The sequence below is a fragment of the Pseudoalteromonas sp. SG43-4 genome, from assembly GCF_014164325.1.
Taxonomy (GTDB): Bacteria; Pseudomonadota; Gammaproteobacteria; order Enterobacterales; family Alteromonadaceae; genus Pseudoalteromonas; species Pseudoalteromonas distincta.
Genome location: NZ_JACJFB010000010.1, coordinates 14,412 through 27,690, shown reverse-complemented (window position 1 = coordinate 27,690; position 13,279 = coordinate 14,412). Strand labels below are relative to the sequence as shown.

14 protein-coding genes are annotated in these 13,279 nt (G+C 37.7%); 8 read left to right on the top strand and 6 right to left on the bottom strand.

All coding sequences use genetic code 11. The features are described 5' to 3' along the window. The first annotated feature begins 59 nt into the window (after positions 1 to 59). Entirely contained in the window at positions 60 to 1,499 is a 1,440-nt protein-coding gene (locus tag H5160_RS11310; protein WP_182724046.1) for a diguanylate cyclase domain-containing protein, read from the top strand. Positions 1,500 to 1,738: 239 nt separating this feature from the next. On the opposite strand, the gene H5160_RS11305 is transcribed toward H5160_RS11310, so the two are convergent. After that, entirely contained in the window at positions 1,739 to 2,611 is an 873-nt protein-coding gene (locus H5160_RS11305; RefSeq protein WP_182693668.1) for an SMP-30/gluconolactonase/LRE family protein, read from the bottom strand. Between the two features lie 167 nt (positions 2,612 to 2,778). Here H5160_RS11305 and H5160_RS11300 point away from each other — a divergent pair, with 167 nt between their 5' ends. Then, positions 2,779 to 3,615: a patatin family protein gene (locus H5160_RS11300; RefSeq protein WP_182737474.1), complete on the top strand. Its 837-nt coding sequence runs from the start codon at positions 2,779 to 2,781 to the stop codon at positions 3,613 to 3,615. A 9-nt stretch (positions 3,616 to 3,624) separates the two neighbouring features. Here the strand turns inward: H5160_RS11300 and H5160_RS11295 are convergent, their stop codons facing one another. From H5160_RS11295 to H5160_RS11285, 3 genes are read right to left on the bottom strand one after another with little or no spacing between them, the layout of a single operon-like run. Next, positions 3,625 to 3,870, bottom strand: a complete 246-nt coding sequence (locus tag H5160_RS11295; protein ID WP_182737473.1) for a hypothetical protein — start codon at positions 3,868 to 3,870, stop codon at positions 3,625 to 3,627. Further along, positions 3,867 to 5,462: a PepSY domain-containing protein gene (locus H5160_RS11290; protein ID WP_182737471.1), complete on the bottom strand. Its 1,596-nt coding sequence runs from the start codon at positions 5,460 to 5,462 to the stop codon at positions 3,867 to 3,869. Before H5160_RS11290 ends, H5160_RS11295 begins: the two co-directional genes overlap by 4 nt. After that, on the bottom strand, positions 5,459 to 5,746 hold the full coding sequence (locus H5160_RS11285; RefSeq protein ID WP_182692528.1) for a hypothetical protein: 288 nt from the start codon (positions 5,744 to 5,746) through the stop codon (positions 5,459 to 5,461). Before H5160_RS11285 ends, H5160_RS11290 begins: the two co-directional genes overlap by 4 nt. A 236-nt stretch (positions 5,747 to 5,982) precedes the next feature. On the opposite strand from H5160_RS11285, the gene H5160_RS11280 reads away from it, so the two are divergent. The 4 genes from H5160_RS11280 (at position 5,983) to H5160_RS11265 (ending at position 9,690) form a co-directional block, all read left to right on the top strand. Next, entirely contained in the window at positions 5,983 to 6,756 is a 774-nt protein-coding gene (locus H5160_RS11280; RefSeq protein WP_182692529.1) for an undecaprenyl-diphosphate phosphatase, read from the top strand. A 205-nt stretch (positions 6,757 to 6,961) separates the two neighbouring features. Beyond that, positions 6,962 to 7,183 (top strand): hypothetical protein, encoded by a 222-nt coding sequence (locus H5160_RS11275; RefSeq protein ID WP_002960604.1) that lies wholly within the window; start codon positions 6,962 to 6,964, stop codon positions 7,181 to 7,183. A 172-nt stretch (positions 7,184 to 7,355) separates the two neighbouring features. Beyond that, positions 7,356 to 9,374 (top strand): ATP-binding protein, encoded by a 2,019-nt coding sequence (locus H5160_RS11270; RefSeq protein ID WP_182711688.1) that lies wholly within the window; start codon positions 7,356 to 7,358, stop codon positions 9,372 to 9,374. 58 nt (positions 9,375 to 9,432) lie between these two features. Beyond that, positions 9,433 to 9,690, top strand: a complete 258-nt coding sequence (locus H5160_RS11265; protein ID WP_182692531.1) for a hypothetical protein — start codon at positions 9,433 to 9,435, stop codon at positions 9,688 to 9,690. Between the two features lie 117 nt (positions 9,691 to 9,807). On the opposite strand, the gene ahpF is transcribed toward H5160_RS11265, so the two are convergent. Then, positions 9,808 to 11,382 carry an alkyl hydroperoxide reductase subunit F gene (gene ahpF / locus H5160_RS11260; protein ID WP_182692532.1) on the bottom strand — a complete coding sequence of 525 codons (1,575 nt, stop codon included), beginning with the start codon at positions 11,380 to 11,382 and terminating at the stop codon, positions 9,808 to 9,810. A 155-nt stretch (positions 11,383 to 11,537) separates the two neighbouring features. Further along, on the bottom strand, positions 11,538 to 12,107 hold the full coding sequence (gene ahpC / locus H5160_RS11255) for an alkyl hydroperoxide reductase subunit C (protein WP_002960601.1): 570 nt from the start codon (positions 12,105 to 12,107) through the stop codon (positions 11,538 to 11,540). Positions 12,108 to 12,388: 281 nt separating this feature from the next. Between ahpC and H5160_RS11250 the strand changes: the two genes are divergently transcribed. Both H5160_RS11250 and H5160_RS11245 read left to right on the top strand, forming a co-directional pair. Next, on the top strand, positions 12,389 to 12,808 hold the full coding sequence (locus H5160_RS11250; protein WP_182716295.1) for a DUF3429 domain-containing protein: 420 nt from the start codon (positions 12,389 to 12,391) through the stop codon (positions 12,806 to 12,808). Between the two features lie 67 nt (positions 12,809 to 12,875). Continuing rightward, positions 12,876 to 13,277 carry a hypothetical protein gene (locus H5160_RS11245; RefSeq protein WP_002960599.1) on the top strand — a complete coding sequence of 134 codons (402 nt, stop codon included), beginning with the start codon at positions 12,876 to 12,878 and terminating at the stop codon, positions 13,275 to 13,277. The last annotated feature ends 2 nt before the right edge of the window (positions 13,278 to 13,279 follow it).

The following is a 13,279-nucleotide window of genomic DNA, read 5'->3' as shown; positions in this document are numbered from 1 at the left end:
GTGCTAATAGTTAGTAAAGAAAAAGAATTTAATTATGGCTTGGACACATGGAGAGTTGAGTGAGTAATAACCTATCAGAAGAAGCATGGCAAAACTTGGAGTTATTGCCGTTTTGCGTATTACTTTATGATGCCAATGAAGATATATTTAAAGTTAACAGCCAGGCACAGGACTTGTTTGACTTAAAAGACCAATCACATTTTTATAAAACTGATTTTTCACACATCACTTTAACCAATCATCACAGTAAAAAAAATCTGTTGATCGAGGAGCTATTCTTTGATTATTTTACGGCAAATAACCAATGCCAGTTTATTTTATCGAAACAATCATCCAAATTGCTACTCAACGTAAAATTTGCAAATTTACCTAATTCAAACTCCATTATTATTATCGATATATTAAATAACAACGTGGATGAACAATATGATTTTGATAATATTATATCGAACATCTCAACTGACTTAATTGATATTCAAAATGACGATGTTGATAAGCATATTAACTATGCATTAAAAGCAGTCGGTACGGTTTGCAATGCCGATAGGAGTTATCTTTTTAAGTTTGCCGAAGATGGTAAAACTATTAATAACACTCACGAATGGGTCAATGATGGTATCAAAGCTTTTAAAGACGACTTACAAAACCTTTTAAAAAGCGACCTCCCGTATTTTTTTAGTTCGATGGCCCGTACCCATTTATTCAGAGTGAATGATGTATCTTTGCTCCCCATTCAAGCAATGAGCGAAAAAACGATTTTCCAGCGACAAGAAATAAAATCGGTACTTTGCATTGGTTTACGCTATGACAAAGAACTGGTTGGCTTTATTGGCTGTGATTGTGTAATTCAAAAGCAAGACTGGACAGATTTAGACCTTATTCGCCTAAGGTTAGTAGGTGAAATGCTTGCTAATGCTTTCAAAAATTTAAATTATAAGCAAGAACTTCAACAAACTCAGCAGCAACTCATTAACGCCAACCAAAAACTCAATAAACAAGTCAATACGGATGGCCTTACAAACATTGCTAATAGACGTTGTTTTGATCAGACTTTAAAATGCGAAATTAAGCGTTGTGCACGTAATAAAGAATCTATCAGTTTAATTATGTGTGATATTGATTTTTTTAAGCGTTATAACGATAACTATGGGCATCAGCTTGGCGATGAAGTGCTAAAGCGAGTGGCCAAAGCGCTACACTATATTTGTAAACGCGAAGGTGATCTAGCAGCTCGTTTCGGGGGTGAAGAATTTGCGATAGTTTTACCTGCAGTCGACACAGAACACTGTCAAAGGTTTGCTGTTCTTATTCAGGAAAAAATCGCAGAACTCGCAATTGAACATAACTTTTCAACTGTCAGTAAATACCTCACTTTAAGCATTGGGTTTTATAGTTTCATACCCAATCACAAAACAAAACCCAAAGAGGTTATAACTAACGCCGACATAGCCCTTTATAACGCAAAAGAAACAGGTAGAAATAAAATAGCTAGTTTTTAAAAACCGACTAAGGAGCCGCACTGCAGTGAGTTTTAGTGCTTTAAAGTTTGCTGTAGTGATAGTCCATACACCTGAAATTATAAACAATACAACTACTCAGTGATTTACGCGTAGTAAGTTAAGTAAGGCGTTGAAAGTGAGCAACCAATTATCGCCGGTACTGAGGTTTTAGTAACTAAAAAAGAAGTGGGTGTTATGTGGGTTACGCCTAAAAGCTAATCATCACTGAAAATTACAAGTTACAGTAAAACGGGCGGCTCAAACTGCCCGTTTTTTATACCGGAGATCTGAAATACAGCGCCTTGTTCACCAACAGTATTATTAATCGCTTCATCAAATGCCGATGTCACAAGTAGTAACTCAGCATTTTCACCACCGAAGGCGGTGCACGTCGGTTTTAATGCACAAAGCTCTATTGTTTTAATTAGCTCACCGCTTGGGGATAAACACATAACACATCCCATTCCCCAAACAGCTAGCCACAAATTACCTAATTTATCGGTTACGCAGCCATCGGGGTCAACATCAGTATTATTAAATTGATAAAAAACACGTGGCTCAGCGCAAGGCTCACCAGTTTTCTCATCCAAATCTAATACATAAATGCAACTCGTTAAAGAGTCGCAGTAATAACCGCGTAAACGGGACTTATCAAAACACAATCCATTTGGGATACTCAAACCACTTACAACGGCTTTAAGCTGGTTTTTATAATAACGGTATATTTTACCATCCCCTTTTTTAGCATTTACATCCATTGTACTTAACCAAAAGCCACCCCATGGATCAGCACGGCCGTCGTTTGAACGTCGATTTAGCTGTGTATTTTCAATACTAAGGATAAGATGGCGAGTGCTTGAATTAATATGGTATTTGTATATACCAGTACTTGTCCCTAGCAATAAGTGCTGCTCATCAATCCACGCTATTGCACTGAGCGTATCGGGCATATTCACGGTTTTTAGTTGGCTTTCGCTGTGTATATTTTTGCTTAAAAGTAATTTTTTATTTATATCGACCCAAAAAAAAGTGTTCAGCATAGGATGCCAAAGAGGACTTTCTGCAAGCTGACTCTGTGTGCTTTCAAAAATGGTTACGCTAGGATCAAACATAAGTAGTTATTCTTTATTATTAACAAAGCCTTGTAATACTAAACCTTACCAGAAAGCAGTGAGTTCCGCGATGTGTACCCTGCTTTAATTTTTTATCATCTTCAGTAATCTCTATCGCATTTTTTAGACTGAGTTGATAACATCAAATTTCATAAAAAGGATTGGCCATGAACAACAATAATAAAAACACACTCGTCGTTGAAGGCGGTGCAATGCGCGGTATATTTGCCGCTGGTGTGCTTGATGAGTTTTTAAAACAGCAATACCAGCCATTTGAACGCTATTTTGGTGTTTCAGCCGGAGCAACTAATATAGCCGCATTTTTATGCAAACAACCAATGCGAAATTATAAAGTGATTACCGACTATTCATGCCGTCCTGAATTTATTAATTTAGCGCGCTTTATTAAAGGTGGTCATTTATTTGATTTAGATTGGTTATGGCAAGAAACAATTCGCGAAATACGCCTTCATACAGAGGTATTCGAACAAACTCCACAAGAGTTTTATATTGTATCTACGGCAATCGAATCAGGCAAAGCACACTATTTAAAAGCCACCAGCGCCGATATGGTGCATCAATTAAAAGCATCATGCGCTATACCCATTGCATATCGTGACTACCCTATTATTAATGACATAGCGATGACCGATGGCGGTGTTGCTGATTCAATTCCGGTTATAAAAGCTTACGAAATGGGTGCACGCGAAATCACCGTTATTTTGTCTCAATGTTTAGGCTATCGTAAAAAACCAAGTAAGGCACCTTGGCTTACTAAAAAAATGTATAAAAACTATCCTGCATTAGTTCAAGCGACCTTAGATAGGGCTGATTTTTATAATAAGTCTATCGATTTTATTATGAATCCACCAAATGACTGCAAAATCAATATTATTGCTCCACCAGCTAATTTTAAAGTTGGCCGAACCACTAAAAAGTTTGAAGTACTTAATAGTGGTTACAATATGGGAGTTGATACTGCTAAGGCCTTTTTAGCTAAATAAATGCATTATTTACCCTAATAATTGCGGCGCTTTACCCGCAATAACTGCAGTTAGTAACCCTGCTAACATAGCTCCTACAACGGTGCATATTGCACCGCCTAAAATACCATAAACACTCATAAAGCATATCAGCGCTAAACTAAATAGCAGTGTACTTAAAAAAGCTTTAGTGGGTATTGTGAGTGTGTTTTTGCGTATATTAAGCATCATTAATAATAGACTTACCATGGCAACTATAATTAGTAGTTCGTTCATGCGGGTTGTACCTCTGCTTGTAATTTTTGTGTGTTTTTTATTTTTAAGGCACCAAAAATACACGCGATACCCACCACCATAAAACTTATATCTACTATCGCGACAAGCGAGCTATTAAGGTTAATAACATTGCTCACGCCAAATATAATATTGAGCGGCAGCACCAAAGCAAGCGAAGCGCCGCATAGCAAAAGAGTCAGCTTAAAATAGTTTTTATAACCTATAGGCAATACACTTAAGAGTAACCATGCCAACCACGTATAAAAAAACACGGGTCCAAAAAAGCTATTTTGCGCCACACCAATAACGGTATAATTAAGTACAACTTGCAAAGGAAATAACACAAAGCTTGCTAATACCAAGCCTCCACAACTACCAATAATAAAACGATTCCAGCGTGCATATGCCTGCACACTCAGCGACGGGCTACTGCCACGTGTACGCTTTGCTAGCCACATCATCATGCCCGAAATAGGTAAAAGCGCAGTACTTAAGCCAAGCAATACCCAAAGTAATTTTACAAACACCCCTGCAAAGTTCCCAAAGTGCAGCGGAAACATCAACTCAATTACTTTTATCGAAACACCTGAAATATCACCAAAACTACTCATCGACTGCACAAACTCACCATTGCCTTTATAATGCAGTAATTGAGAAGCAACAGCCTCGCCACCTAACAAACGCAAATACACCTGCGCATTCGCATCGTTATGCGCCATTATTGTGACATCCCTAATTATTGCTTCAGGGTAACGACTATGAGCATTGTCTAAAATAGTGTCTATTTTTGCAGGTTGCTTAATGTGGCTAACTACCGGCTCAGGAATAGCGGTAAACGTTTCTATTAACTTATCTTGATCGCCACCAAAGCTCACAAACGCAGCTGCTGGTAATAAAATAACGGTCGCAAGCCCTAAAAATGATCCTGTAAAACCAATTACAATATTAAATACACTGCCCCAAATACCTATGACCTTATGAGCATCGCTGACTGCAATATCTAATCCTTTATCTCGCCTAAACGTAAAGAGCTTTTTTATCAATTTACGATGAATAAACAAGCCTGTAACTGCACTTACTAAAAGTGTTAAACCTAAAAAACCAGTGAGAATTAACCCAATTGGTCGCCCTAAATGCAAATCTGCATGAAACTCACCTATGTAGGTTGGCGCATCTGTTTTTTTATTAGCGTAAAATTCTTTACTAGGCCCATAGTAAGTATTTTCCAGCGCCAATGTATTGGGATGAAATTGAAATACCCTGGCCACCTCTTGGTCATAGTTTTCATCGCCATGGTGGGATTCAAATACCAACGTTAATAAATGAAAGTTATGTCCACTTGGTAAAAACACATGAATGTTTTCGCCAAATTCACTAGGCACCTGTTTATGGTATTCGTTTACTAGTCGATTAATTTGCGCGCTGGCAACGTGTTGGCTAGATTGTAGCTCTGGATTTGCCCATATTTTTAACTCAGGTCGCGACAGCACTGCTAACGCCCCACTAAATGCAACAATAAATAGCAGTACAGCAGTAATAATTCCTACCCAGCTATGTAATAAAAATAGCTTTTTTAAAGTAATCGACTTCATCCCTGCCCCTGCGTTAACGCCCAAAAACTCAATAAACCATGTAATACACACAGTGCAAACATTACAACAAACGGTTGCCATACCTTTTGCGCCAAATACGCATAAATAAACAACGCAGTCCAAATAACAGGAAAGAGTAAAATAGGCAGTAATATTTGTTCATTCATTTGAAACGGTAAATAAGTTGTCATACCCGGAATCATTATTACCGCAGTAATTAGCGCTAGCACACATGCAATTAGGTGCCTTCGCCGTGTAGCTGTAAACGTTTTTTTATTATTCATTTTTCGCTCATTAAATTTGCCCAAACACATACAAAACATCATATGCAAATGATAACAATTGTTATTATATTGTGCATTTATCACTTAATGCAATTTATTAAACACATTAAGTCTAAAAATACTGTTGGTTTGCTTTAAGAGCTTTTATGCTACGCCTCGCAATTTAGGTACGCAGTAATGCGTCATTTCAGTTAAGCCGAGTTCGGGCTTTTTAATTTTTCAGGAAGCAGTAAACCGTGGATATAATTAACGCGATTATTTTAGGTATTATTGAAGGTATAACAGAATTTTTACCCATATCATCAACTGGGCACTTAATTGTAGCGTCAAAGTGGTTAGGCATTGAATCAACAGACACTAACCTCGCCTTCGAAGTCATTATCCAACTTGCCGCCATTTTGGCGGTACTAGCCAACTATAAAGACAAGTTTAGCCCTAAATATTTCAATTTATGGGTGAAAGTTGCCATTGCATTTATTCCTTTGGGTATTATTGGTTTTATATTTAGTGATGTAATAAAAACACTGTTTAGCGTACCAGTAGTAGGTGTTATGTTTATTGTAGGCGGTGTGATCTTTTTACTATTAGAGCGCAGTTATAAAGAGGCTCACTGCACAACTACCGATGTAACCCAAGTTACTTATAAACAAGCACTTTGGATTGGCGTAGCACAAGTATTTGCGTTAATTCCGGGGACTAGTCGTGCTGGGAGCTCTATTGTTGGTGCCATGTTGTGTGGTTTAAACCGAAAAACCAGCGCTGAATTTTCATTTTTACTTGGTTTACCTGTACTTGCAGCAGCCTCAGGGTACGACTTACTTAAACATTACCAACTGTTTAGCTTAGATGACCTAACTGCCCTTGCTGTAGGTTTTTTAACGTCTTTTATAGTTGCTTATTTTACTATTAAACTATTCATACGCTTTCTAGAAAATTTCACTTTTGTTAGTTTTGGTCTTTACCGAATCGTATTTGGTGTTATTTTACTAACTAACCTAAATTCTGGTTAAGAGATTTAAAAACACTGTAAATAATAACGATATTTAAGTCTGTCTCTCTCTAGCTAGAAATTTTTGGTGAAAACAAGGCAAATTTACGCGTCAATAGCTGGTCTATTGCAAGGAAATTCAACGCAGTTAGCACTAAAAAAGCTGCTTGAGATAGATTTATTATTCAGAACTCAGGTTAGCTATAGCCTACACATAAGAGAACATTATGAGCGAAAAAATAAACGAAGAAGCACTCCACGCCCTAAAAATAGCTTTTACTTACATGCCTAAAGCGATTGAAGTGACAAAGTATGAATATGGCGAGCGCTACCAAAGCGTACTTGATCACATTGAAGCTGTACGTGAAACACTGCTTATTAACGATGTTGACCCAGAGGAAGTAGACGGCGATATCAACCCTGAGTACACACCAAACTCAACCTACTAATATACACAATAAGCTGCGAGCAACTTACTCGCAGTTTGTGTTTAAATCAGTTGTGCTTAATTAGAGAAAGTTTATATAAAGTAATAATTAACTAAATATATTTAATTTTTTTGTTAAACTAGTGCTTTATCAAGCTATAGACTCAGTTCTAAAACCAACAGGATATTTACTATTGAATTTTCTTAGGCAATTTCACGACATAGTATCTAACCAAAGCTTAGACTTTGATGAAAAAACCCATCAGCTACTAGCATTTGGACTTAAAGTGTTTAACCTTGATTTAGCTATTATTAGTAAGGTCGAGAAAAACTGCTATACCGTGCTACATGCCATTACGCCAGATAATGCATTAGAAATAGGTACTCAATTTGATTTAGATGGCACCTATTGTGTACACACTCTTACTGCGGGTTCTGCACTTGCATTTCATAACGTCTCACAAAGCGCAATTGCTGACCATCCTTGCTATGCAAACTTTAAACTTGAGTCATATATTGGGGCACCTATTAAAATAGGTACCGATATATTTGGAACTGTAAATTTTTCTTCTGCCAATCAATCTCCAGTATTTACAGATGCCGCCTACGACTATATTGAGCTATTTGCGCAGTGGTTAGGGGCAGAACTAGCTCGCAGCATCACTAAAGAAAAATTAATAAAAAACAGCAATAGCTTATTAAAACTAGAAAGCATAGCAAATATAGGCACGTGGGAAGTTGACCTTACTAATAATAAAATTTATTGGAGTCAGCAAACTAAACAAATCCATCAAGTTGATGAAAACTATCAGCCTGAAATTGAATCTGCAGTTAACTTTTATAAAGAAGGTACAAGCAGAGACGAAATAAGTAAAGCAGTTGAGCTTGCTATACAACACGGCGAAAAGTGGCATCTAGAGCTTGAAATTATTACAGCCAAAAATCAGACCATTTGGGTATCTACATTTGGTGAAGCCGAATTTGACGGTGATACCTGTGTACGTTTGTTTGGTACCTTTCAAAATATTACCGAAGCAGTGGCTTTAAGAGAAGAGCTTAAAAATAAACAAGAACAAGCCGAGCGATTACTCGAAGATAGAAGCATGCTTTTTGCAAAAATAAGCCACGAACTTAGAACACCGCTAAATGGCATTACGGGCATGCTTACTACGTTAATAGATGAACATAACGAACAAAAGAGAACCGAAAAAATAAAAGTCGCGCTGCGTAGCGCAGATATACTCTTGAGCATAATAAACGAAGTACTCGATTTTTCTAAAATTAACCACGGTGAGTTAAAACTAGAACCCACGGATGTTTTATTAAATACAACATTTACTGATCTCATTTCTTTGTACACCCCGTTATTTAAAAACAGCAATGTAGAACTAGAAGTAAAAAATGAAATTTCTGATAGCTGCTGGGCATATTGCGATAACACACGCCTAAGTCAAATTACCTCCAACTTATTAAGTAATGCGTTAAAATTTACTGAGCGTGGTTGTGTAAAACTGCACACGTCTGTGATTAATAACAATAATAAATTAACGCTAAACATTAAAGTCGCCGATACGGGAAGAGGCATGACTAGCCAATTTCTTGAATCTTTATTCTCCCCTTTTACTCAAGAAGTAGATGCTAAAAACAGTAAAGGAGGCACAGGACTTGGCCTCGCAATAGTTAAAGAACTTGTTGAGTACATGGGTGGAACAATCAAGGTCAGTAGTAAAGTTAATCAGGGAACTACTTTTTCGCTAAGTATCCCTATAGAGCTAGGTAAAGAGCAAAAAGTAGAGCTAAATCCGCTATCAAAAATAAACATTAACGCTTCTAAGCTTTCTGTTTTAGTGGTGGATGACAACGACATAAACAGGCTAGTTCTTGATGCGTCGCTTAATAAACTCAATATAAAGCCAGACTTTGCAGTAGATGGGCAAGATGCCATATTTAAATGCGAGCAAAAGCATTACGATCTTATTTTTATGGATTGTATTATGCCTATACTCGATGGTTTTGAGGCTACAAAACAACTGCGATCAAAAAGTATCTGTCCGCACGATTCAACCTATATTGTTGCCCTTACAGCCAATACTTCATCGCAAGATAAATTAGCGTGCAAACAAGCTGGTATGGATATGTTTATTTCAAAACCGTTTAAAATGCATTCTTTAGAAGTCGCTATTGCGTCAGCGGCGCAATTACTAAAGCTTTAAAAATATTAGCTTTGCACACTTAACCGCGTGCTAAATATAGTTAGATAAGGCATTAACAATGAAAAACATAATTAGAACTATATTACTAACTGTCCTTATTGTTGCAGTATTTAAAGGCGTTTCCACTGGGCAATGGAGCTCATCAATAACAATAGTTATCGTATCAGGCGTATTGCTGTTAGTTACATTTATCAGTGCTAAGTCATCACGTGGATCATCTGCTTATACTGGCAGTGACTCAACAGCTTCCTCTAGCAGTAACTCATCACATTCTTATACAAATTGCGGCGGCGATTCTGGTGGTGGGTGCGATTAAATCGTGTGCTAATTCTCAAGCATTAAAAAAGCCGCCTTTGGAGAAGGGCGGCTTGGGTTAACAAACAGCTATGGGTGTAGCCTTGCTGTTATATCAAGAGAGTTTTTACTAATTACATTAAGCAGCGCTTTGATCAGCTTCTTCAGAGTGACGAATTAAATAATCAAATGCGCCTAAGCTTGCTGTTGCACCGCTGCCCATTGCAATAATAATTTGTTTAAACGGAGTATTGGTTGCATCCCCCGCGCCATAAATGCCTGGTAATGAAGTTGCGCCTTTAGCATCAATTAGTATTTCACCAAATTTGCTTAATTCAAGGTCGCTGTCTTTTAACCACTCGGTATTTGGTATTAAGCCTATTTGTACAAATATACCGGCAAGTTCAAGCTCTTTGCTCTCCCCCGACACTCTATCTGTGTACATTAAGCCAGTTACTTTTTTACCATCACCAAGAACTTCGGTTGTTTGTGCACTTTTTATAATAGTAATATTAGCCATGCTTTTAGCTTTACGAATAAGCACTTCATCGGCTCGTAGTGTGTCTGCAAATTCAAGTACCGTAACGCTTTGCACAATATTAGCTAAATCGATTGCCGCTTCTATACCTGAATTACCACCACCAATTACAGCAACAGGTTTGCCTTTAAATAAAGGGCCGTCGCAATGTGGGCAATATGCCACACCGTGGCCACGATACTCTTGCTCACCTGGTACGTTCATTTCGCGCCAGCGTGCACCAGTTGCAAGTACGAGCGACTTAGCTTTAAGTACTGCGCCATTTTCTAGTGTAATTTCGTAACCATTGTTATAACCAAGTGCCGCTGCACGCTGATTATGCATTACATCTACATCGTATTCTTTAACGTGCTCTTCAAGCTGGGCAACCAATTTAGGCCCTTCAGTCGCTTTAATCGAAATAAAGTTCTCTATTGCTAGTGTATCGGCAACTTGTCCACCAAATCTATCAGCAACAATGCCTGTATTTAACCCTTTTCGTGCTGAGTAAATTGCAGCCGACGCGCCCGCTGGGCCGCCACCAACTACCAGTACATCAAACTCGTCTTTTTCGCTTAGCGCTGCTGCTTGTTTAGCAGCCCCTTTGCTATCTACTTTATTAAGTATGTCAGTAAGGCTTAGTGCACCTTGGCTAAATGGTTCGCCATTTAAATATACAGCCGGAACAGCTAAAATATTTCGTTCTTCTACTTCATCTTGAAATAATGCACCGTCAATCATGGTGGCTTTAATATTACTGTTTGTCGCTGCCATAGTGTTAAGTGCTTGCACTACTTGCGGGCACGTTTGGCAACTTAAACTTATGTATACTTCAAAGTTCAGCTCTTGAGTAAGCGATTGTATTTGCTCAATGTCTTCGCTTTTAGCTTTACTTGCGTGTCCGCCAGTATGCAAAAGTGCTAACACTAAACTTGTGAATTCATGACCCATAGGTACGCCTGCAAACGTAACATGAGTTTTTTTAATAGGCGAATGTACAACCATTGACGGGCGACGTGCGCTTGTATCAGGATTGCTTATTACAGTAAATTTATCGCTTAGTGAGGCTAAATCGTTTGCTAAGCTTTCTACTTCTGCTGATTTTTTGCTGTCATCCAAGGCAATAAGCAGCTCAACAGGTTGAGTAAGCGATTCGAAATGGCTTTTTAATTGATTTTTTATGTTGTTATCTAACATGGCTTAACCCTTTTAGGAAAATTTAAACAGCAAGCCTCCCATGCCAAATAATGCATGTGCTTAAACAAGTATATTGATATAGGAGGCACCAACAAACGAATGTTCGTTGATTTAAGGGCAGTTACCTGCCCTTATAAAAGTGGGTAAACCTATATTTAGATTTTACCAACTAAATCTAGTGAAGGTGCAAGTGTGTCTTCACCTGGCTGCCAAGATGCAGGGCAAACTTCACCATCGTGAGTTGCAATGTATTGTGCAGCTTGTACTTTACGAACTAGTTCTTTAGCGCTTCGGCCAATTCCTAAATCGTGAGTTTCGATTACTTTAATTTCGCCTTCTGGGTTCATTACAAATGTACCGCGAAGTGCTAAACCTTCTTCTTCAATCATTACACCAAAGCTACGTGTAATACGCCCTGTTGGGTCGCCAATCATTGGGTAAGTAATTTTACCGATAGTGTCTGACGTGTCATGCCATGCTTTGTGAGTAAAATGAGTGTCAGTAGATACTGAGTAAACTTCTACGCCCATTTCTTGAAGTTGTGCATAGTAATCTGCAAGGTCACCTAATTCGGTAGGACATACAAATGTAAAGTCTGCTGGGTAAAAGAAGAAGATAGACCATTTACCTAGAACATCTTTTTCAGACAATTCTACAAAGTCACCGTTGTGGTAAGCGGTTGCATTGAATGGTTGTAATTTTGTATTGATTAATGAAGTGCTCATGGTATTTCCTCATCTGTGTTTATGTATTTTAAAAGTAATCAACGCTTTCGTTTTAAACGACCTTCTGCGTTGGCTTGGTTAATACAATAAGGTCAATGGGAAATTAAATAAAATTGATTGTTTAGATTAAAACAATCGGTTTTTTGGATTGAACTATGTAATCATTGTTATCGTATGCATTATGTGAATTGTAAACGCTGGCGAATTATTAAGACCGCTAATCGCAATACTGCTACAATAGCCGCGCTTCAAATAAGTTATTAAATATAAGGCACACCGTAATGGAAAAATTTGTTAACCATATACAGCTAGGTTACCTAGGCTTAATCCCGTTTTTAGGGTGTGTAGGTTGGCCTCTCATGTTTGGCAGTAATAGTCTTAACTTGGAGTTTTTTACTTTTTACAGTATCGCCATTTTAGCATTTATGGCGGGTAACTTATGGCGCGCCGGAGAGCAAACTTATAACAATGCGATAAAAGCTGTTGCGCCTGTAATACCTATACCATTTTTATCATTTTTACCTGTTGAGTGGGCACTCGCTTGGTTAGGTGCTAGTTTTTGGTTAGTACTTTTATTTGAAAAAGCCACGCCGCAATGGCAAACCTATCATAAAGATTATCAAAAAATGCGCTTTGTACTTACCTCTGTTGTGTTTGTGTGTCATATCCTTACTATTGGTATGAGTATTTACCCTAAATAACAGCTGTAAACTTAAATATTGCGTGGTAATAAGGTAATATCCGCGCACTGCTATTTGAGGACACACCATGATTGACCAACTACGCCAACAACTCGACGAACTTGGCGAAAACTACGTAGAAAAAAACGCTGCATTTAAAATCAAAGTGATCCCATTTTTTTGTGCTATTCGCATTAAAAAAGATCATAAAAGCGAAGGTCGTTTAAGCTTTTATTCAAGTCAATTACTCGAAATATTTTTAGTCGTCTTATTTTTGCTATTCGGTTTAACACTGTACGATACAGATGCAGGATTTACTCACGGCCCTATTCATATTGCCTTTGCCATTTTAATTACCTTTAATCTTATTATTAAACAAATCGCTATTGAAGGGTTAAAAACCAGACTTGCGTTTCATCGTTTACTAGCAAAAGACTCACAAACAAATAGCGATATAAATAATACTGCTACAAACATAAACGCTAAATAAAA